21 protein-coding genes, 1 pseudogene and 1 other annotated feature are annotated in these 20,937 nt (G+C 37.2%); of the genes and pseudogenes, 11 read left to right on the top strand and 11 right to left on the bottom strand.

Annotation, left to right across the window (positions count from 1 at the left end; all coding sequences use genetic code 11):
- Positions 1-31: 31 nt before the first annotated feature.
- From LZ480_RS13125 to LZ480_RS13105, 5 genes and pseudogenes are all read left to right on the top strand, one after another.
- Positions 32-466: pseudogene (locus tag LZ480_RS13125) on the top strand (HIT family protein); the annotation flags it as partial.
- A gap of 129 nt (positions 467-595) precedes the next feature.
- Positions 596-967, top strand: coding sequence for a YtxH domain-containing protein (locus LZ480_RS13120; RefSeq protein WP_241369899.1), 372 nt, complete (start codon positions 596-598; stop codon positions 965-967).
- A 181-nt stretch (positions 968-1,148) separates the two neighbouring features.
- Positions 1,149-1,721, top strand: coding sequence for an HTH-type transcriptional regulator Hpr (locus LZ480_RS13115; RefSeq protein ID WP_241370214.1), 573 nt, complete (start codon positions 1,149-1,151; stop codon positions 1,719-1,721).
- A 195-nt stretch (positions 1,722-1,916) separates the two neighbouring features.
- Positions 1,917-2,459 carry a DUF3267 domain-containing protein gene (locus LZ480_RS13110; RefSeq protein WP_241369897.1) on the top strand — a complete coding sequence of 181 codons (543 nt, stop codon included), beginning with the start codon at positions 1,917-1,919 and terminating at the stop codon, positions 2,457-2,459.
- 28 nt (positions 2,460-2,487) lie between these two features.
- A complete protein-coding gene (locus LZ480_RS13105) occupies positions 2,488-2,673 on the top strand; it encodes a hypothetical protein (protein ID WP_241369896.1) in 186 nt (61 codons plus the stop codon).
- Between the two features lie 97 nt (positions 2,674-2,770).
- Here the strand turns inward: LZ480_RS13105 and LZ480_RS13100 are convergent, their stop codons facing one another.
- Complete coding sequence (locus LZ480_RS13100) at positions 2,771-2,875, bottom strand: YjcZ family sporulation protein (protein WP_241369894.1); 105 nt, start codon at positions 2,873-2,875, stop codon at positions 2,771-2,773.
- 141 nt (positions 2,876-3,016) lie between these two features.
- Between LZ480_RS13100 and LZ480_RS13095 the strand changes: the two genes are divergently transcribed.
- Positions 3,017-3,868 carry a peptidylprolyl isomerase gene (locus LZ480_RS13095; RefSeq protein ID WP_241369892.1) on the top strand — a complete coding sequence of 284 codons (852 nt, stop codon included), beginning with the start codon at positions 3,017-3,019 and terminating at the stop codon, positions 3,866-3,868.
- 46 nt (positions 3,869-3,914) lie between these two features.
- Here LZ480_RS13095 and LZ480_RS13090 read toward each other — a convergent pair whose 3' ends face one another.
- Both LZ480_RS13090 and LZ480_RS13085 read right to left on the bottom strand, forming a co-directional pair.
- Positions 3,915-4,250 carry a zinc ribbon domain-containing protein YjdM gene (locus LZ480_RS13090; RefSeq protein WP_241369890.1) on the bottom strand — a complete coding sequence of 112 codons (336 nt, stop codon included), beginning with the start codon at positions 4,248-4,250 and terminating at the stop codon, positions 3,915-3,917.
- A gap of 113 nt (positions 4,251-4,363) precedes the next feature.
- On the bottom strand, positions 4,364-5,134 hold the full coding sequence (locus LZ480_RS13085; RefSeq protein ID WP_241369888.1) for a formate/nitrite transporter family protein: 771 nt from the start codon (positions 5,132-5,134) through the stop codon (positions 4,364-4,366).
- Positions 5,135-5,633: 499 nt separating this feature from the next.
- Between LZ480_RS13085 and serC the strand changes: the two genes are divergently transcribed.
- Positions 5,634-6,731, top strand: coding sequence for a 3-phosphoserine/phosphohydroxythreonine transaminase (gene serC / locus LZ480_RS13080; RefSeq protein WP_241369886.1), 1,098 nt, complete (start codon positions 5,634-5,636; stop codon positions 6,729-6,731).
- Positions 6,732-7,112: 381 nt separating this feature from the next.
- Positions 7,113-8,363, top strand: coding sequence for an MFS transporter (locus tag LZ480_RS13075; protein ID WP_241369884.1), 1,251 nt, complete (start codon positions 7,113-7,115; stop codon positions 8,361-8,363).
- 323 nt (positions 8,364-8,686) lie between these two features.
- Here the strand turns inward: LZ480_RS13075 and yhaM are convergent, their stop codons facing one another.
- Entirely contained in the window at positions 8,687-9,622 is a 936-nt protein-coding gene (yhaM, locus tag LZ480_RS13070) for a 3'-5' exoribonuclease YhaM (protein ID WP_241369883.1), read from the bottom strand.
- A gap of 197 nt (positions 9,623-9,819) precedes the next feature.
- Here yhaM and LZ480_RS13065 point away from each other — a divergent pair, with 197 nt between their 5' ends.
- Positions 9,820-10,005: a YhzD family protein gene (locus LZ480_RS13065; RefSeq protein WP_241369881.1), complete on the top strand. Its 186-nt coding sequence runs from the start codon at positions 9,820-9,822 to the stop codon at positions 10,003-10,005.
- A gap of 57 nt (positions 10,006-10,062) precedes the next feature.
- Here the strand turns inward: LZ480_RS13065 and LZ480_RS13060 are convergent, their stop codons facing one another.
- The 3 genes from LZ480_RS13060 to LZ480_RS13050 form a co-directional block, all read right to left on the bottom strand.
- On the bottom strand, positions 10,063-11,232 hold the full coding sequence (locus LZ480_RS13060; RefSeq protein ID WP_241369880.1) for a hypothetical protein: 1,170 nt from the start codon (positions 11,230-11,232) through the stop codon (positions 10,063-10,065).
- A 122-nt stretch (positions 11,233-11,354) separates the two neighbouring features.
- A complete protein-coding gene (locus tag LZ480_RS13055) occupies positions 11,355-12,134 on the bottom strand; it encodes an enoyl-CoA hydratase (RefSeq protein ID WP_241369878.1) in 780 nt (259 codons plus the stop codon).
- A gap of 60 nt (positions 12,135-12,194) precedes the next feature.
- Positions 12,195-13,841 (bottom strand): FAD-binding dehydrogenase, encoded by a 1,647-nt coding sequence (locus tag LZ480_RS13050; protein WP_241369876.1) that lies wholly within the window; start codon positions 13,839-13,841, stop codon positions 12,195-12,197.
- A 674-nt stretch (positions 13,842-14,515) separates the two neighbouring features.
- Positions 14,516-14,761 (top strand) — a binding site (T-box leader).
- A 76-nt stretch (positions 14,762-14,837) separates the two neighbouring features.
- Here LZ480_RS13050 and serA point away from each other — a divergent pair.
- Together serA and LZ480_RS13040 are read left to right on the top strand one after the other, a co-directional pair.
- Positions 14,838-16,460 (top strand): phosphoglycerate dehydrogenase, encoded by a 1,623-nt coding sequence (gene serA, locus LZ480_RS13045; RefSeq protein ID WP_241369875.1) that lies wholly within the window; start codon positions 14,838-14,840, stop codon positions 16,458-16,460.
- 314 nt (positions 16,461-16,774) lie between these two features.
- A complete protein-coding gene (locus LZ480_RS13040) occupies positions 16,775-18,016 on the top strand; it encodes a polysaccharide deacetylase family protein (protein ID WP_241369873.1) in 1,242 nt (413 codons plus the stop codon).
- A 41-nt stretch (positions 18,017-18,057) separates the two neighbouring features.
- On the opposite strand, the gene LZ480_RS13035 is transcribed toward LZ480_RS13040, so the two are convergent.
- The 4 genes from LZ480_RS13035 to LZ480_RS13020 all read right to left on the bottom strand — a co-directional run bounded on the left by LZ480_RS13035 (position 18,058) and on the right by LZ480_RS13020 (position 20,914).
- On the bottom strand, positions 18,058-18,435 hold the full coding sequence (locus LZ480_RS13035; RefSeq protein ID WP_241369871.1) for a DNA polymerase III subunit delta: 378 nt from the start codon (positions 18,433-18,435) through the stop codon (positions 18,058-18,060).
- 117 nt (positions 18,436-18,552) lie between these two features.
- The gene (locus LZ480_RS13030; protein WP_241369870.1) at positions 18,553-19,341 is read right to left on the bottom strand and encodes an HAD family hydrolase; all 789 of its coding nucleotides are present in this window, start codon (positions 19,339-19,341) and stop codon (positions 18,553-18,555) included.
- 144 nt (positions 19,342-19,485) lie between these two features.
- Positions 19,486-19,737: a DUF3006 domain-containing protein gene (locus LZ480_RS13025; protein WP_241369868.1), complete on the bottom strand. Its 252-nt coding sequence runs from the start codon at positions 19,735-19,737 to the stop codon at positions 19,486-19,488.
- A complete protein-coding gene (locus LZ480_RS13020; protein WP_241369867.1) occupies positions 19,724-20,914 on the bottom strand; it encodes an MBL fold metallo-hydrolase in 1,191 nt (396 codons plus the stop codon). Before LZ480_RS13020 ends, LZ480_RS13025 begins: the two co-directional genes overlap by 14 nt.
- Positions 20,915-20,937: the final 23 nt, after the last annotated feature.

Raw genomic sequence — 20,937 nt, 5'->3', positions numbered from 1 at the left:
TCTATGTTAAAATGAAAGGAAATATCACGGAAAAGGAGCGACTAAAATGAGTGATTGCTTATTTTGTAAAATTATTGCCGGAGAAATTCCAAGTTTAAAAGTATATGAGGATGAGCATGTATATGCATTTATGGACATCATGCCCTTGACTAAAGGACATACCTTATTAATTCCAAAAACACATTGCAAGGATCTTTTTGAAATGCCAGAAGATGTTGCCCGTAATTTATATGCAGCCGCACCAAAAGTAGCCAACGCGATTAAATCTGCATTCAATCCTGTAGGTATGAATACAATTAACAACAATGGCGCAGAAGCGGGTCAAACGGTGTTCCACTATCATCTTCACCTTGTACCACGTTATGACGAGACAGACGGCTTAAAAGTACAATGGAACGGTCGCCAAGCTGAATTCCCGCCTGAAGTACTTACAGAACTTTCAGCACAAATTAAAGCAAATCTATAATCATCTGGGGGTACGAAAGTCATTCACTTTTAGTACCGCTTTTTTATCCAAATACAGACAGTCTATGTTTACTATAATTAGAATATGGAAATGAGTATATCAATAACACTCTCGAAAGGACGTAATTCAATGAAAGCAAAATCATTTCTTATAGGGTTAACAACTGGATTAGTTAGTGGCGCTGTAGTTGTATTATTTTCAGCTCCACAATCTGGTGCACAGCTCCGTCAATATATTGCTAGCAACACGACAGGGGCAAAATCAAAATTACAAGATGTACAAGCCGAAATAGGCAATGTAAAACAGTCGATTGGAACGCTAAAATCCGAAGCACAGAATAGTATACCTAGTATAATAAATGAATTGAAGGATAACTTCACAGCATTTAAAACTGAAATCGAGCCAGAATCAGAAAAGTTAAAACAAGAAATCGAAAATTTACAGAATTCTATAAAAGAAATCGAGAAAATTATCCCTCAAAGCAAAAATATCGCACAATGAACAATCATTCACGATTAATTCTTTAGAACTATTCCACTCGTAAAAATAGGGTGTTTTAATTCCAAAAATATCATTTTCTAGTATTTTTAAATCAACATTTAATTATTCGATTTTTCTAACTTTAAACTTTTTTCTTTTATTGCTATAATATTTTCAAAATGATAAATGAAAGAAGAAGGTGATTGCTTTGACAGAAGATTTATACTCACAAAGAGAGGCTATGCTATTTAGCCAAAGAGTGGCACAATTATCAAAAGCCCTTTGGAAAGCTATCGAAAAAGATTGGCAAACATGGATTAAGCCTTTTGATTTAAACATTAATGAGCACCACATTTTATGGATTTCGTACCACTTAAAAGGTGCCTCGATTTCAGATGTAGCTAAATTTGGTGTCATGCATGTATCTACTGCTTTTAATTTTTCAAAAAAATTAGAAGAACGTGGATTACTCACTTTCTCTAAACGCGATGAAGATAAACGTAATACATACGTGGAGCTGACACCAGCTGGCGCAGAGCTAATTTTATGTATGTATGAACATTATCACGATACAGAACATACTATTTTACAAGGTGCGCTTCCATTAAAAGAATTATATGGTCGCTTCCCTGAATTTTTAGATGTGATGGCTGTCATCCGAAATATTTACGGTGACGACTTCATCGAAATCTTTGAACGCTCATTTTTCAACTTTAAAGAAACGATCGATGAAACAGGCAAAAAAGTTATTACTGCACCTGCATCTACACTATAACCAACTGTTTACGAAGAAATGTCCTCATCTAAAATTTGAAGACATTTCTTTTTTAGTGTATAAAAAAGTATAGGGTTTAAAAAAAATACATCATTATGCTTAAAATGTGTTTATTACTTTTAGTTTAATGGGAAAACATAGAAAGAGGCCGTCTAAAAAACGTTTTCGAGACGAGCCCCACATAGGAGGATATCTGTGCACTGTTGGAAAACCATTAATATCGAACGCGAGTACGGAACAACACGACTTTATTTACTAGCGATCATCCTGTTCGTTCTTGTATTTTGCTTTTCATACATTGCGTTTAGCTTTAATTTCACAGGGCGGCATATGGATCGTTATTTATGGTTGGTCTTTTTAATTGTGACGGTTATTTACCCCCTTCATAAATATTTGCATTATATCGCGCTATTTCATCACAAAAAATCGCTCGTTTTTCGCTTTAAAATTCAATATCATTTCGTACCCATTTTTTATATGCGATTGCAACATGGCATTCCGAAACGTTCTTACATTTTCGCGTTAATAACACCATTCGCTGTACTGAACACTGCATTTATTGTTGGGGGCTTCCTCTTACCAGAGTTTGCACATTATTTTAGTGTGCTGCTTGCTTATCATAGTAGTATTTGTTTAATGGACTTTTTATATATCAAAAATTTAAAGTCCGCACCAAACAATGCTATAATTGAGGAAACACCAAGAGGATATGAAATTTTAGTACCACTTGATCTTTAATTTTTTTGTTTAGAGGGGAGGAATAAATTTGTTACTTCTTATCGTAATTTTATTTTCAGTAATATACTTATTCCAAATTAATCGAATGACGGCCGCATTATGTAGTCGCCGCGAAATTCCAGAAGAAAAACAACCTAAAATTTTCCGCACTATTAATGTACTCATTACCATTTTATTAATTTCCATGTATGTGGAAGTTCTGTTAGCCGTTTAACTTATAAATTACTCACATTCACAACATTTAAAGGTGATGCGCTTAAAATATGCGCATCACCTTTTAAGTCACATAGCTATTGTAACTTACCTAAAAATTAGTAAAGAAACGCTGCGCCAACGATAATTAATAAGATAAATAACACAACGATTAACGCAAAGCCTGAACCATGACCGCCACCATTGTAGCCACTGCCGCCCATACTAACACCTCCTTTCTCCCTTTATCCTATGCACCTGCTTTTGTAAAACTTAGGCAACCTCGGCATGCAACCATTTTGTTTTTAAAGCGTTTATGTTATAGTAACAAAAGATTTAAAGTTCAGTTAGGAGCGTAATCAAACATGAAAAAAACTCTTTTAGCATTAACATTCGCTGCATCTCTAGGTTTAGCAGCATGTAGTAATCCTGGAGATGAAGTAGTCGTTTCAACAAGCGTAGGTGACATTACGCAAGAGGAATTTTATAACTCAATTAAAGAAATTGCTGGTGATCAGCTTTTACAACAAGTAGTTATCGAACAAATCTTAAACGACAAATATGAAGTAACAGACAAAGAGGTAGACAAAGAATTAGCTGCTGTTAAAGAACAATACGGCGATAGCTACGAAGCTGCAATAGCTCAAAGTAACTTAACAGAAGATATGTTAAAAACGAACATCCGCTTCAGCTTATTACAAGAAAAAGCGACAAAAGATGTTGAAGTAACAGATGAGGAAATTCAAAAGTACTATGACCAAGCCTCTCAAGAATTAAATGCTCGTCACATTTTAGTTGAAGACGAAGCATTAGCTAAAGAGATAGTTGCAAAACTAAAAGCTGGTGAAGATTTCGCTAAATTAGCGAAAGAATACTCTACAGATACTGGTTCTGCTGAAAAAGGCGGCGAATTAGGTTGGTTCTCAGTAGGAACTATGGTTGAACAATTCAACGATGCAGCGTATGCTTTAGAAGTCAATGAAATTAGTGAACCTGTAAAATCTGACTTCGGTTACCATATCATTCAAGTTACAGACAAACGTGCTGTAAAAGACTACGGTACACTTGAAGAGAAAAAAGAAGAAATTCGCGATGCAATCGCTGCTACAAAAGGCGACTGGAATAAAAAAATGGCTGAGTTAATCAAAGAATCAAAAGTTGAAGTAAAAGACAAAGACTTAAAAGGTGCTTTCGAAGGCATAACATCAGCGGAATAATCTAAATAGAAAAAGCGAAGTCCAACAAATTGGACTTCGCTTTTTTTTAGTTTTTCTTTACAAATTCTGATTTTAATTTCATTGCACCAAAGCCATCGATTTTGCAGTCGATGTTGTGATCGCCTTCCACAAGACGAATATTCTTTACGCGTGTACCAATTTTTAATGTAGATGAACTACCTTTTACTTTTAAATCTTTTATGACTGTTACTGTATCACCATCAACAAGTAAATTGCCATTCGCATCACATACAACTAAGCCCTCTTCTTCTATAACTTCAGCAGTTTGAGGCCATTCATGTGCACATTCAGGACATACAAAATTTGCACCATCTTCATACGTATATTCAGAGCCACATTGTGGACATTTAGGATATTCCATTTTACATACCTCCAGCATTTATTCTTCTTCATACTGTCATACTTCTCACCAAGAAACAACTTTAGCTCAATAATTCACGCAAATTCTACAAAATTCACCCAATTTTATCATTATTAGTATTCGCGATTTCCAGTTTCCGTTAACCAAAACGCAACTCCTAATAATGCGCCACCTAGTGCATTACCTATTGTTACTGGAATTAAATTATGAAAAAAATGATCGATTGAAAATACAGCACCCTGTGGAATCATTGATGCTACAGAAAACACCATCATATTGGCAATACTATGCTCGAACCCACCTAGTATAAACGGAAAGATACAACAAAAAATCAACGCAATTTTCGCTGTTTCACTTTTCACGCGATATGTACACCAAACTGCCAAACATACTAAAACATTGCAATAGATTCCACGAAACAATAGCTCACTAAAACTAGCAGACGTTTTTAGATGCGTTACTTTTTCAACATAGGCAGCTAAATCCCCTACAACATAGCCGGTCATCACTAATAACCACGCACAAAGATAAGCTCCGACAAAATTGCCACCATAACTAACTATCCAAACTTTTACTAAATCAAGCCACGATGTTCGTTTTTCTAAAGCTCCTATTGTCATGACCAAATTATTGCCGGTAAACAAATCAACGCCACCTAGCATAACCATGCAAAGCGCAATTCCAAATACTGCTGCTTGTATAATCTTTACATAAGGCACTTCTGCAGGTGTGAGCATCCCGCCAATAACGATAAACGTTAACATACCAAATCCTATAAAAAGCCCACCAAGTAAAGCCAACATCAAATAACTAAAAACACTTCGATTTACTATATTTACTTTCTTTTGTGCTACTGCTACAATTGCTTGAAAAGTTTCATTCAAAAGAAATACCTCATTCCCAATAAGTATTCTATCAATTACGCCTCGGCGTAATTGCGTCCAGATTTTTTCAAGCTCGGGGCCACAGGACGTGGGTCAGTCAGCCGTTGTCACACGATGTGACGTCTTTAGGCTGACTTCCTCTTTTAAAATTCACCTAAAAAATCTGTGACATCCGCCGGAGCTTAACTTGATTCAGCCGGAGTTTGAACTCCCGCTGAATCAAGTTAAATTATACCAAGTTAATTAACAACATGTGTGTGGAAGTTCCAAATACATTATTTTTCTTAACATTCGAATATAAATCACGCTTAATATTCTAATTAAAGCCCACAAAACCGAACATTATTTTTTCACTCAATACAAAAATTCGTGAATTTGATATATGTTCTGCTCTTTTTTGTTTGTTGTAAAAATTATTTTAAGAATTTTCCCACTTTAAATGTAAAAGGGTATATTATCAAGTAAGAGATTATTTAACTTTACACAAGGAGTGTTTCCATTGACATTTACTACAAAACGCGCATTTAACTTTAATGCAGGTCCATCTGCATTACCACTTGAAGTTTTACAAAAAGCACAAGCCGAGTTAGTTGACTTCCAAGGAACTGGCATGTCAGTTATGGAGCTTAGTCACCGCAGTGCAACTTTTGAGGCTGTACATAATGAGGCCATTGCACGCTTACGTAAGCTTTTCGAAATTCCTGAAAACTACGAAGTGTTATTTTTACAAGGTGGCGCAAGCTTACAATTCACAATGATTCCAATGAACTTTTTACAAGAAGGTAAAAAAGCAAGTTACATCCAAACAGGTGCTTGGTCAGAAAAAGCGTTTAAAGAAGCAAAATTTTTCGGTACACCAGTTGAAGCGGCAAGCACAAAAGAAAATAACTACAAAAACATCCCTGCTATTGAGAATATCAACATTGATCCAGAAGCAGCATATGTTCACTTAACTTCGAACAATACAATTTTCGGTACACAGTGGAAGACATTCCCGACAACTGGCGATATTCCGTTAATCGCGGATATGAGTTCTGATATTTTATCGAAAAAAGTAGACGTAAGTAATTTTTCAATGATTTACGCTGGCGCACAGAAAAACTTAGGTCCTTCTGGTGTAACAGTCGTGATTGCACGCAAAGACTTATTAGAAAAAGCAAACACAAACATTCCAACAATGTTACAATACGCAACACATGTAAAAAACAATTCCCTTTATAACACGCCACCAACATTCGGTATTTATATGTTAGGTGAAGTATTAAAATGGGTGGAAGAGCAGGGCGGTTTAGACGTAATTGAAAAGCGTAACGAGGAAAAAGCTGCATACATTTACGATGTTATCGACAACTCAAATGGCTTCTACTACGGTCACGCAACAGAAGATTCTCGTTCACTGATGAACATTACATTCCGTGTAGCTGACGAAGAATTAGAAAAAAAATTCTTAGCTGAAGCAAAAGAAGCGGGCTTTGTTGGCTTAAATGGTCACCGTTCAGTTGGTGGTTGCCGCGCATCTGCTTACAACTCAGTACCTGTTGAAGCATGTAAGGCACTTGCTGATTTCATGGTAAAATTCCAACAAGATAATCAGTAATTCTTAAAAAATTGAAAATGCTCCCGAGTATACGGGAGCATTTTTTAGTCGATGGTGAAACATAATTTTTCCAATGAAATCCACATAAGAAAAGCGCTTAAGCGCCCTTTTAGCTCCGAGTGGGCAAAACGCCACGTCCATGTGGCATGCCCCCAATGACTCACATCGTGTGAGCCTCAGACATTGGATAGCCCAACTAGAAAGTATGCGCTTTTCCGACTTTCGACGGCGGGATCTAATGGTACGAGGAGTTGGCGCTTTAGCCTAGACATTGTTACAACGGAAAAAATTATACTTTCTTATATTTTAATAAAAACATCAAATCGCGCCAAAATAGCTCGATTTGATGTTTTTCTAATCTCTACATTTGGGGGTGTAGCTTTGAAAAAATGGCATTATAGTTGGATTATTTTAGCTGTTACATTTGTATCGATTATCGTTGCTGGCATTATCCGTTCTTCTGCTGGTGTATTTATCGACCCATTTGAGCAAGATTTTGGTTGGAGCCGTCCGTCGATTTCCTTTGCATTTGCCGTTAGTTTATTTTTATACGGCTTTTCTGGTCCATTTATGGCCGCATTCGTTGAAAAGTACGGCTTAAAACGCATGATGCTTGGCTCAATGTTCCTATTATCCATCGCGCTAGCTTGTACATCTATCATGCAAAAGGAATGGCAGCTTATCCTCATTTGGGGCGTCATGATGGGGATTGGCTCGGGATTATTTTTAACGGTATTAAGTACACAGGTGGCTAATCGTTGGTTCGATAAACAACGCGGTTTAGCTGTAGGTATATTAACTGCTGCAACTGCAACAGGACAGCTAATATTGCTTCCCGTTCTTGCAACATTAATAGAACAATATTCATGGCAAACAGCAATCATGTTAATCTTCATTTTAAGTTTGCTAATGCTAATAATCATTGCGCTCTTTATGCGTAATGATCCGAGCGAAATAAATATCAGTCCGTATGGTAGTGATGAAGTCATTGAACCTGTAAGGGCAACTATTGGCAACCCATTTAAAATGGCTTTAAGCGCTTTAGCTGAGGGTTTAAAGGTAAAAGAGTTTTGGCTATTAGCGGGAAGCTTTTTTATTTGTGGGCTATCTACAAGTGGTCTTATTGGGACGCACTTTATTTCGTACTGCATTAGCTTTGGTATTCCTGTCGTAACTGCTGCTGCAATGTTATCTTTTATGGGCGTTTTCGATTTAATTGGCACGACGCTTTCTGGTTGGCTTACTGACCGTATCGATAATCGTTGGCTACTATTTTGGTATTATTCATTACGTGGGCTGTCATTATTAGCGTTACCATTCGCTTTAGCAAGTGGTTCCTATACATGGTTAATCATTTTTTCTATTTTTTATGGACTTGACTGGATTGCTACTGTACCGCCGACAATCGGCTTAACACGTCAACGCTTCGGCATTGAAAAAAGTGCCATGATGTACGGCTGGATGGTCGCAGCTCATCAAGTAGGTGCTGGGGTTGCCGCTTATTTTGGGGGCATTGTTTTTGAAGCAATGGGTTCGTATAAAATAGCGTTCTTATTAGCAGGTGGTTTCTGCTTACTTGCTAGTTTGTTTGTTATCGTGATAAAAAAAAAGCCAATTCTATCAGCTAGATAAAATAAGCATGGGCCGTAAAAGACGACCCATGCTATTTTATCAATTACGCCTCGGCGTAATTGCGTCCAGATTTTTTCAAGCTCGCTTGAAAAAATCCCCTAAAAAATCTGTGACATCCGCTGGTGCTTAGGCCAACACGATGTTGGTCACTCAGGCGTTGCCGCACGACGCGGCGTTCTTAGCCTGAGTTCCCCTATTCAGCCGGGATTGAACTCCCCACTGAATAGAATTACATATTTGACATTCATCCCCCACTTATAGAAGTAGGGGACTTCTGTACCTGTCGCTTTGCTTATGATACAAAAAGAATTTTAAGAATCAAGTTAAATTGTTGGCTTATAGAACGAACGATTATCTAATGGGAATAATCGCTCTGTAAATTCGCCTGGCTTTGTTTTATCAAGTGCACGCGTAAGCATGTTCATTTTTGCATCGATATTATCGATGTAATGTAAAATTTCAGCTTCTTGAATCATCGGCTTTTTCGGGCTTCCCCACTCTTCTTTTCCGTGGTGTGATAATACTAAATGTTGCAGTAACATCACTTCTTCGCCTTCAATTTTTAATTCTGTTGCCGCTTGACCAATTTCATTGACCATTATTGAAATATGTCCTAATAAGTTCCCTTCTACCGTATACATTGTGCCAACTGGACCGCTTAACTCTATTACTTTACCAATATCGTGTAAAATAACACCTGAATATAATAGGTCACGGTTTAATGTTGGGTATAAATCGCAGATCGCCTCGCTTAATTTCAACATTGAAACGACATGGTCAATTAAGCCTGATGCGTAATCGTGGTGATTTTTCGTTGCCGCTGGATAAACGATTAGGCGGTCTTGATATTTCTTTACTAGAAAACGAGTAATTCGTAAAATATTTGGATTTTGAATTTGGAAGAAATATTGTGTAAGCTCTTCTAATAGCTGTTCTTTTGGTACGGCTGATGTTGGTAGTAAGTCACTAATAGTAACTCCCTCATCTTCACGCGCTGGACGAATTTGTTTTACACGCAGTTGATTTTTACCGCGATAATCATGAATTTCGCCACCCACTTTTACGATGGATTGTGCACGATATAAATTTTCGTGTTCATCATTCGTATCCCATAGTTTCGCTTCAATGTCCCCACTTCGATCTTGCAAAATAAGCGACATAAATGGCTTCCCTACTGTAGTAACACCTTTTTTAGCTTCTTTAATTAACAAATATTGATCGACTTGATCCCCAGGTTGAAGTTTCGTAATTCCATTCACAGGCAATCGCTCCTTTATTACTCTATTACAAGTAATTGTAACATGTAAATACGAATGATACCGACTAAAAGACTGTACAATTGTTCATGAACATTTCAATAATACAAATATTTTCTAACAAAAGTAGAATTGTACCGTGAATTGTCGAAATATTTTATGTATAATGTAAATATCTTGCTTAAAAAGGGTGGTTTAATATGGAGAATTATCGTTTTACAGCTTTTGAAAAAACAGGTGAAACTTTATTTGATGAAGTTTGGACTTTTGATAATGACCAAACAGCAAAAGTTGAGGGTCAAAAACAAATCGACGAAAAAGGGATTGCCGAAAAAACTCATCGCTTAGTAAACTCACAAGGTAAATTAATTTTATTTCACGTGTAAACTGGCCTATACAAAGTCAAAAGGTGGACATCCTAATAGCCTGGATATCCACCTTTTTTATGTTAGTCGCTCAATCATTTCATATAGCTCTTGATTGGTTGGTACTTGTAAAAACATACGTTGACGTACGATACGATCCATTTCCTTTTCAATCATCCCACATGCAAATGCTTCACGATTATCCGAAGCGTACATATTACGAAATTCTTGTGGCATATTATATATTTCATTAAAATCATGCAATACTTGCTGCAGTTCATCTTCATTCAATAAATATTGTTGTGCTAAATTGACAAGTTCTTCATTAAAAATATCGAGCATTTTTACTACATCATCTTTAATAACGAAATCTAACACTTTTTGCATTAGCTTTGTAGTAACAACACTACCTAAAATAAGTCCAATAATGCCGCCAATTAAACTAATAACCGCTGTGCTTACATTTGGGATGGTAAAGCCGATTCCTCCACCAATAACTAAGCCTGCAATACTCCCAACAACATTTGCTGCTGTTTTCGAGACATTTTTAAATAGTTGTGCTGGTGACATTTGACCTTTTATCATTCGTACTATATCTACGCTCGACATAATACCTGTTACAATTGCACCTGTCACAACATTGGCATTCAATAAGGTAATGGCTTTTTTTGCCGCAATCGAGCTATACATCACTTTTTTCGTTGCCGAGCCCGCCATTTTTTTTACGACCGCTTTGGCACCGTTCTTTTTTATTGCCCCAACAATACCAGCATCTAATTCAATATGATCAATTAGATTTACAAGCTGTATATGCTGCTCTATCACTTCTTCTGCAAATAATTCACCAACAACCGTTAAACCCGTAAAAACAGCATTTTCAACAGCAACTTCTCGTTCAGCACCATTCCATTTACTTTGTGCAAACGAAATAGCTGTACTCATGCCAATCGTTTCTTCAAAAAGATAAATCATTCCTTGTGTATCCATCGTTAAATGATGGACATTACCAGCTTCCGCAATATGGCGCACCTGCTGATAAGTGAATGCACCTTGCTTAATATAATCATTATTATTAAAATGCGCTGAAATCTGCTCAAATTGTTCGAATGGTACTTCAAAATAATTAATTTGACCTTCATCTAGCTGCTTTAATTCAACTTCACAGATTGCAATCGTTTGTTCCACAGTTGGACAATATACATTATGCAATACTTGTCGTTGTTTTTTAGAAAGCAGTATTTGTTCCACAAGGCTACCTCCATTTTTTAAATTCTTCATTATCATAATGGCAATCAGGAATGTTGTACAGATTTTTGTTCTGCGATAAAATTGTAAAAAAGGACTAGCACATCACATGCTAGCCCTCCTAACTATTCTCCTACAAACTGTGGTATACGTTTTGCTACAAATGCTTGAATGCCTTCTAAATGATCTTTTGTTTGACGCATTTTTACTTGCCCTTCTGACTCGCCTTGTAAAATTTGCTCAAGCGTACTTAAATTGGCATTATGCAAAATTTGCTTCGTTTCAATCATCGCTAAAATTGGTGAAGCTAATAACTTCCCAACAATTTGGTCTACTACAACACTAGCTGTACCATCAGCCACATTGTAGTCAACTAAACCAAGTGCTAATGCTTGTTCACCATCTAACATTTTACCTTCCCAAATCATTTGCTTCGCCTTTACTGTACCAAGACGCTCCTTCATGAAGAAATGCCCTGCGCCATCTGGTATTAAGCCAATTCCAATAAAATTCATCGCAAGCTTACTTGACTCTTCAGCTACAATAAAATCACTGCCTAATGCCAAACTAAACCCTAATCCAGCCGAAGCACCGTGTATTTGGGCAATCGTAATCATCGGAAGCGTATAATAGGCTTTTACTAAACGTGCAATATCTCCCATGATGGTACCAAAATCTGAAAAATCATCCGAAGCAACCATCATCTTTACATCGCCACCAGCAGAAAATACTTTTCCTTCCCCTTTGACCACAAGTACTTGAACTTCTTTTTCATTATGCAGTGCCTCAAAGCAATCTGCTAATTCGCGCATCATTGTAAAATCCATGGCATTCATTGCGCTTGGTCGATTTAACGTAACTGTCGCTTTTCTCTCTGCTACTTCTAATTGAATAGTTTCATACATTGTTCAAACACCCCTTTTTATGAATAACCATTCATTTCGACAACGTGTAGCATTTTCCCTTTATTTACTCAAAAATTTCCCAACTTGAAGCCCTGTATACAGACAGCCACCAAGAAATGTACCTTCTAAAGAACGGTAGCCATGGACACCGCCTCCCCCAAAGCCACTTACTTCACCCGCTGCAAAAAGTCCGGAAATTGGGTCACCATACTCATTCAACACTTGCCCATTTAAATTCGTTTGCAGTCCACCCAATGTTTTTCGCGTTAAAATATTTAAACGCACGGCAATCAGTGGGCCAGCTTTTGAATCTAATAATTTATGTGGCTTCGCTGCACGTATTAATTTATCTCCAATATAATTTCGTGCACCATGGATTGCTGTAATTTGCGCATCCTTGGAGAATTTATTTTCAATCTCACGGTCACGCGCCAAAATTTGCTCCTTTATGTGCATAAAGTCTAGCAGCTCACTTCCAACAAGCTCATTCATCCCCATTACTAAATCCTTCAGATTATCTGCGACAACAAAATCCTCTCCATTATCCTTAAAAGCTTGCACAGCTGCTGGGGGACCTGGTAATACACGTTTCAACACTTCTTTAATACTTTTATTTGTTAAGTCTGAATTTTGTTCAGAACCTGATAATGCAAATTCTTTTTCGATTATTTTTTCGGTTAATATAAACCATGAGTAGTCATAGCCTGTTTTTTGAATTGCTTCAAGGGTACTAAGCGTATCAAAGCCAGGAAAATTCGGCGCTGTAAAACGATTTCCCACCGCATCAAACCACATAGATGATGGCCCCGGTAAAATGCGAATGCCGTGATTTTGCCAAATCGGATTCCAATTTTTCAACCCTTCCGTGTAATGCCACATCCGATCACGATTGACGATGCGCCCTCCAATTTGCTCGGTAATTTCGAGCATTTTTCCATCAACATATGCCGGTACGCCAGATACCATATTTTCAGGGGGGGTTCCTAGTCGTGCTGGCCAATTTTTCTTCACTAATTCGATATTGGCACCAATTCCCCCACTTGCAACGACTACGGCATCTGCATGATATTCAAAATGATCAATCACGACACGCGAACTTTCTTCACCTCGTGCTATGGTAGCCGCTTCTAATATATTGCCACGAATGCCTGACACCTCTCCGTCTATTGTTATTAGTTCGGTTACTTGATGACGTGGCTTGTAATCGATTTTCCCTTCACTCACCGCTTGTAATACTTGGTTGGAAAATGGCTCAACCAAGCCCGGTCCAGTTCCCCAAACAATGTGAAAGCGCGGAACAGAATTTCCATGCCCCCCAGCAAGTGAACCACCACGTTCGGCCCATCCCACTACCGGAAAAAAACGAATGCCTTTTGATTGTAGCCAACTATATTTTTCACCAGCCGCAAAATCTACATAGGCTTTAGCCCATTCATATGCCAAAACATCTTCATCTTCTAAACGGTCAAATCCAGCAGTGCCAATCCAATCTTGCCAGGCTAATGCCTTACTATCTTTTATCCCAAGTCTTCTTTGTTCAGGTGAATCAACTAAAAATAATCCTCCAAATGACCAAAACGCCTGCCCACCAATTGAATTTTCAGGCTCCTGATCAACAAGTAATACTTTTTTATTTGCATCAATTAATTCACAAGCAGCTACTAGACCAGCAATTCCGGCTCCAACAACTATGACATCATAACGCACTCAAAATGCCCCCTTTATTTCCCACAATTAAACTGGCTTCAGCAAACTCTTTTGTACAATAAGCAAAGCGACAGGTCAGAAGTCCCCTATTTCTATTAGAAGGGTAATAAATGCCAAGTATGACTTCATTCAGTGAAAGTTCAAATCCTGGCTGACTAGATGAACGAAGGAAAAAATAAGGAACAAATACCAATGGCGCCACGTCCTGTGACAACGCCTTCGTGATCAACTTTGTATTGACCTATTGCCCATCAGATATCACAGATGTTTAGAGATTTTTTTAAGAAAACTTGAAAAAATCTGGACGCAATTCCCCCAAGGTATAATTGATAATTTCGTGCTCGTTTATATATCCCCTTCTAAATGGGAAGAAATAAAATTAGTCATAAAAATTTTTTTGTGACAAAATTATGTCACAAAAATAAAAAACGAATTCCATCTTTATAATTTCACCCGTAATATTTTCAGTAAATTCAATCAAAAGGCATAATACCAACATCGTTAGCGCTTACATCTAAAAATCCAAAAAACGAATATTAAATCCTATTAAACGTAAAATAGTTCGTATTTATACGTTTACAAGTTAATGGAAACGAAAAAATTTTCAGAAAATCGAATATACCGTTGACAAAGGTGAACATTCGGGTTTATGATGTTATCAAATTTAATCACGATAAACTATTGCGATAGAGACATGCTTTTCGATTTGTATAGCAAAGAGAGCTGGTGGTTGGTGTAAACCAGTATATACGACGATAAAGTTCCACTCTTGAATAGAATAGCTGAAAATGTTAGTAGGTTATTCCGTCCCATGCACGTTACGCATATGGATGAGGTTGTACGAGTATTTATCTGAATATTACGTCAACAAATAAGGGTGGTACCGCGATTCTGATATTTCTTAGCCTTTCGCCCCTTACAGTGACATGTAAGGGACGGAAGGCTTTTTATTTTATTTCAAAAAATGGATAAACCATTAAGGGAGAGAATTTTATTATGGCAACTGAAGTTATCGAAAAAGGCACAAAAACAATTAACGTATTTATTGCAGATCCGCTTAGTGAAGATGGGATTTTCCCATTACGTCAAGAAACGGAATTAGACTTAAATATTATTATCGACACTGGCCTTGCTCCTGAAGAATTAATCGCAAAAATCGCTAACGTAGATGTACTCCTTGTTCGTTCTCAAACAACGGTTACCCGCGAAGTAATAGAAGCTGCGAAAAACTTAAAACTAATCGGTCGCGCTGGTGTTGGTGTAGATAATATTGATTTAACAGCTGCAACAGAACACGGAATTATTGTTGTAAACGCACCAGACGGTAACACAAACTCTGCTGCTGAACATACAATTGCAATGATGACATCTTTAGCACGTTACATTCCACAAGCATTCAACACACTTAAAAACGGTAAATGGGACCGTAAATCTTATGTTGGTGTTGAGTTAAAAAATAAAACATTAGGCGTTATTGGTATGGGCCGTATCGGTGCGGAAGTAGCATACCGTGCAAAAGGTCAACGCATGAACGTTATCGCTTATGACCCATTCTTAACAGAGGAACGCGCAAAAGAGCTTGGCATAACAAAAGGAACAGTTGACGAAGTATGTGCAGCTGCTGAATTCATCACAGTACACACGCCGTTATTACCTGAAACTCGCAATATCATTAACAAAGAACGTTTTGCGATTATGAAAGACGGCGTTCGTATTATTAACTGTGCACGTGGCGGTATTATTAACGAGGACGATTTATATGATGCAATCGTAGCAGGCAAAGTAGCAGGTGCAGCACTAGACGTATTCGTGGAAGAGCCAGCTACAGATCACAAATTACTAACATTACCACAAGTAATTGCAACGCCTCACTTAGGTGCATCTACAGTAGAAGCTCAAGAATCAGTTGCAGTAGACGTATCAAACGATATTATTAAATTTTATAAAACAGGTACTGTTACAAACCCAGTAAACATGCCATCAATTCCAAAAGAAAAACTTGCGCAAGTTGAACCATTCTTTGCATTAGCTGAAAAACTTGGAAAATTCTTAATCCAAGTAACTGAAGAAGGCATTCAACAATTAAATATTTCTTATGCAGGTGAAGTAGCTAATTTTGATGTTCGCCCATTAACTGCAAATGCTATTAAAGGTTTACTTTCTACTAACCACGGCTCTCACGTAAATGATGTAAACGCACGTTATTTAGCTGAGCGTATCGGTATGCAAATTAACGAACACAAAACAACAACTGCAAAAGGTTTTACAAACTTAATTACAGTTGAAATTATCACAGAAACAGAAAAACACACAGTTGCAGGTACTCTATTAAACGGGCTTGGTGCTCGTATCGTTAAAGTTGAAGGTTTCGTAGTAGACGTGGTTCCTGAAGGCAACCTACTTTACATCAAAAACCAAGACAAACCAGGTTCAATCGGCCGTGTAGCGACTAAGTTAGCCGAAAAAGACATTAACATTGCAACGATGCAAGTAGGTCGCGACCATGTTGGTGGTTCTGCAGTTATGATGCTTGCTGTTGATAATGAAGTAACAACTGAAGATTTAGTCTATGTTGCACAACTTGAAAATATCGACGAAGTAAAAGCGATTTCTCTATAATTTCATTACGAAAACGGATAAGCAAAATTCAATGCTTATCCGTTTTTTTATTTGATTTACAATTCAATTTAGTAAATGAATATTTAACTTGCTTCAGCGGGGGGGGCAAACCCACACTGAAACAAGTTAATCCCCGGCGGATGTCACAGATTTTTTTGAGGATTTTTTCGAGCCTGCTCGAAAAACTCAGGACGCAATTACTCCGGGGCGTAATTAATCTAGGGTTTATTCATATTTTGCGTAAAGAATTGTATACTTGTAGTATTAAGTGAATTTTTAACAATTCATTCTAACTCGATGAAGGAGTTTTCTACATGAAAAAATTAATTTTTTGCGCAGTTATAATGGTACTGTTTAGTTTATATTTATCTCTTTATTCCAGTGCTGCAACTAACGCTAATATTAAAATGACAACGAATAAGAGTGAATTGTTCGATGATTCATTGCAATTAGTTATGCATGAATTACCTCAAAATGTGCCCGTTATTGTGTTGGAAGAGCAGGAACAATGGTCAAAAGTTCAATACAAAGAGCAAATTGGCTACATTAATAACGAACTATTAACTACTGTGCAAGCAAAATATATGCTCGTGCATTCTAAAGCAGATTGGCCAATTTATCTAAGTGATGCGCAGCAAGGACAACTGCTTGGAAGAATTTATTTGAACAGTATTGTAGAAGTGTTCCCTAGCAATTCACCTAATTATATTTTTATCCGCTATGGTCATTTAGCCGGCTATGTAGATAAACAAGCTGTTGTCGACCCATCCACTAAAAAGAAAATTGTTAACGATCCAAAAGGACTTATCGTACGTACCACTGCTAGCCTCTCTAGTGATATACTTGGGCATCTTTCGGCTAATACAGAAGTAACAATGTTAACAAATTTTAACGGCTGGGCGTTTGTCACAACAAAAGAAGTTTCAGGCTATGTTTTAGCAAGTAGCTTAAAAAATGCTACTACAAAACCACTTCCTCCAAACAATACGACAAGTAATAAAACAAAAAAAATAGCGCTCACTTTTGATGATGGACCACATCCAAAAGTGACACTACAAATTTTAGAAATTTTAGAAAGATACAACGCTAAAGCGACATTCTTTGTTGTTGGTAATGAAGTGAAAAAAAATCCAAAAATATTAAAATCAGTAGCAGATGCCGGGCACGAAATTGGCAACCATACATATAATCACACGAAATTAACAACATTACCACTTCAAAAGGCCAAATTACAAATCGATTCTACTGATGCCGTCATTAAAGCTACAATCGGACACAATGCTACTGTATTTCGACCTCCATATGGTGCGTATGACAAAACCATCATAAACCAATTAAAAGTGCCAAACATCCTTTGGACAATTGATACGCTCGATTGGAAGCACCGTGATCCGAAAAAAACATTAGCTGCTGTTCAAAAAAACGCCAGAAATGGTAGTATCATACTCATGCATGATATTCATCAAACGACTGCCGATGCATTAGACCCCATCCTAGCGACATTACAAGAGCAAGGCTATGAATTTGTCACTGTATCAGAAATTATTAAGAAATAAAAAAGTGTCACGTTCGAAACAGGCTTCGAGCGTGGCACTTTTTAACTTAACGATTTCAGTTGTATAAATGTTAATGGCTCTTGATTTGCTATAATACTAGACGCACTTGGTAGCAAATTTACTACATCGAATCCCTGTGATACACCCATAGCTAGCACAATCCCTGCAACAAACACCGTACCTACAGATATTAAGCTCGATAACAAGCGGTGCGCTTTTTGCATTTCTTCGTTGGACTCTTTTACGTCTTTTTTACGTACAAGTTTAAAAAAACGCTCTTGCTGTGGAGGCATTGATAACACATGTGCACATGCTAAGCACAAATTGGCGCTATGACGCTCTATCGTCACTAAATTCACCTGTACATATTCTGTTGTACGTCCGCAGTTTTCACAGCTGCATGCCTCATAGTTACCCATAAAAAAACCTCTTTCATTTGTTCATGTGTCTATTATAACATAAATTTTCAGAAAATTCTCTATTTGGGTTTTTAATTATGCAAAAAACGCACAAATTTTTGTGCGTTTTCCTAGTTTTTATAGTGTTTTTACAAGCTGTAAAAACTCAGTTAATGATGATACTTCATATGTTGGCATAACATCAGGATTTTTTGGCTTGTCCTCACGGTTAATCCAAACATTACGCATATTCACTCGAGATGAACCTAAAATATCTGTCATTAAATTATCACCCACCATAATGCCATCGTCTTTTGAAACATTTGCCTTTTCCATGACAAATTCGAAAATCGATGCATCCGGCTTTCCTTTTCCGAAGTCACCTGAAATGACAATATGGTCAAAGTAAGGAACAATTTCTGGTGTAATTTCTAATTTTAAATTTTGTAAACTTGGTGCACCGTTTGTTAATAATACAAGCTGGTACTTCCCTTTTAATTCATCTAATACAGCAAATGTGTCTTCATAGAAGAACGGTGCTTTTTTACGTTCTTCTACAAAGCGTTCGCCAAGCTCTGCACCAAACTCCGCATCATCAATACCAAGTGCCGCTAAACCGTTCGTCCACACCTGTGCACGATAGCTCGGTACAATTCCCTTCATTTGTTGGAATTGTGGCGTTGGGTCATCGAATGTTCCCCATAAGCCTTCAAATGGATTGATGCCAATTAGCACTGTATAATCATAGGTTTCATAGCCTTCATATAACGCACGTGCCGCATTACGCACTTCTTCTTCAAGGGTAATCGAGTCAACATTTTTGACAGTACTTGCATATTCGCATGTTTTTTCAAACGCTGTTTTAACAGATTTTTGATCATATAACAGCGTATCATCTAAATCGAAAATAATTGTTTTAATCGCCATGATATTTGCTCCTAAACTATAATGATATACCTCAATAGTTTACCATAATAAAGCGTTTATTTTTATTTCATTTTGATTTTTCTAAATTTTAGATACGAAAAGGCTCATTCAAAATTTGCTTATTGGACGCCCTTTCATCAACTACTATTTATTCTTCTCACGTAGTTGCTGCATTAAATTTGTAATATGTTGTTTTTGATTGGCTGTTTCTTGTTTTAACACCTGAACTTCGTAAGTTTGACCGTTGTCATAAATAGTAACAATATCGCCTTGTTTAACTTCTACCCCTATATCTCCCAGATGAACCAATAGCTGCTTTGTTTCATCTGGATGCTGCAAAAAAATCGCGTAATCTCCTTCAAAACGGTCTAATGTATATTTTTTATGGTAGCTCACTAACGATTTCTCCCTTCGCATTTTTTAATTTTGCGGCGTCACCAGAGTTAAGCCAGATTTGCTTTTTCGTCCATTCAAGCGCATTTCCACTCGCTTTGGCATCAGTTCCACTTGTCACATAAATTTTCTTACCTGGTACTAAATTGATGTTTGGAAAGTTAAACTCTTGATTGCCTTCGACCGAAATCAATTTCCAGCCTTGTAAGTTTACTGTTTCGTTACTATTATTTTGAATGGCTACAATCTCAGTTTGTAAATCTTTACTTATAAGTTCTACCTTGTCTGACTTTGATAAAGTAATTGAACTTGTTGCACCAATGCCAGTCCATTGTTTCGCATTCACATCATAGGTAACCCCATCAGTTGCTACGACAATAGTTCCTGATTCTGCAGTGCCATAAAGATCACTACCTGCTTGTTTAAGTGTATCTACTACTTCCGCATGTGGATGACCGTATTTATTGTCCTGACCATAGCTTAATATTGTCGCCAATGGATTTACCTCTTTTATAAATTGACCCGAACTACTTGTATTTGACCCATGATGCCCAGCTTTTAAAATTGTCGCTTCGACATCAACTCCTGAATTTAATAATTGTTGTTCAATGCCATGGTCGGCATCACCCATTAATAAAAACGAAATTTGTTGGTACGCCACACGCAAGACAATTGAAGCATCATTATTATCGACTGCATTATCATCACTTGCCAATACATCTACGTTAACTACCGAATCAAGTGCTATTGTATCTCCTGTCGTTGGAACGGTATAGTGAATATTTTTGTTATGTATTAATGTCAGCATTTCCTCATATGTTTGAGACGTATGAACTTTTCCTGAATCGATAAATTCTTTAACTGAAATCGAATTCAGTACAGCAATTAACCCTCCAATATGGTCCGCATCTGGATGTGTTGCCACTACATAGTCAAGTTTCGTCACACCTTGTGCATGTAAATAATCTACAACGGTTTTCCCGGCGCCTTTTACCCCACCATCAATCAGCATTGTTTTACCATTTGGGGATTCTATGAAAATCGAATCTCCCTGTCCGACATCAATAAAATGTACTGCCATTTCTTTCCCTGATACTGCTGGCGTATTCGTTTCCTCCAAGTCTGTACAACCTGCTAGCATCAATAACAAGGCTAGTACAAACCATAATAATCTTTTCATATTGTCAAATCCTTTTCTTATAC

The organism is Solibacillus palustris (genome assembly GCF_022549215.1).
Classification (GTDB): domain Bacteria; phylum Bacillota; class Bacilli; order Bacillales_A; family Planococcaceae; genus Solibacillus; species Solibacillus daqui.
The sequence above is the reverse complement of the archived record's forward strand: the minus strand, read 5'-3'. Positions and strand labels throughout refer to the sequence as shown.

What these genes read in the sequence shown, in the direction of transcription:
- LZ480_RS13120 (WP_241369899.1), top strand. Translation starts at nt 596, where the DNA reads ATGAAAGCAAAATCATTTCTTATAGGGTTAACAACTGGATTAGTTAGT.
- LZ480_RS13100 (WP_241369894.1), bottom strand. Translation starts at nt 2,875, where the DNA reads ATGGGCGGCAGTGGCTACAATGGTGGCGGTCATGGTTCAGGCTTTGCG.
- LZ480_RS13095 (WP_241369892.1), top strand. Translation starts at nt 3,017, where the DNA reads ATGAAAAAAACTCTTTTAGCATTAACATTCGCTGCATCTCTAGGTTTA.
- LZ480_RS13090 (WP_241369890.1), bottom strand. Translation starts at nt 4,250, where the DNA reads ATGGAATATCCTAAATGTCCACAATGTGGCTCTGAATATACGTATGAA.
- LZ480_RS13065 (WP_241369881.1), top strand. Translation starts at nt 9,820, where the DNA reads ATGGAGAATTATCGTTTTACAGCTTTTGAAAAAACAGGTGAAACTTTA.
- LZ480_RS13055 (WP_241369878.1), bottom strand. Translation starts at nt 12,134, where the DNA reads ATGTATGAAACTATTCAATTAGAAGTAGCAGAGAGAAAAGCGACAGTT.
- serA (WP_241369875.1), top strand. Translation starts at nt 14,838, where the DNA reads ATGGCAACTGAAGTTATCGAAAAAGGCACAAAAACAATTAACGTATTT.
- LZ480_RS13040 (WP_241369873.1), top strand. Translation starts at nt 16,775, where the DNA reads ATGAAAAAATTAATTTTTTGCGCAGTTATAATGGTACTGTTTAGTTTA.
- LZ480_RS13035 (WP_241369871.1), bottom strand. Translation starts at nt 18,435, where the DNA reads ATGGGTAACTATGAGGCATGCAGCTGTGAAAACTGCGGACGTACAACA.
- LZ480_RS13030 (WP_241369870.1), bottom strand. Translation starts at nt 19,341, where the DNA reads ATGGCGATTAAAACAATTATTTTCGATTTAGATGATACGCTGTTATAT.
- LZ480_RS13020 (WP_241369867.1), bottom strand. Translation starts at nt 20,914, where the DNA reads ATGAAAAGATTATTATGGTTTGTACTAGCCTTGTTATTGATGCTAGCA.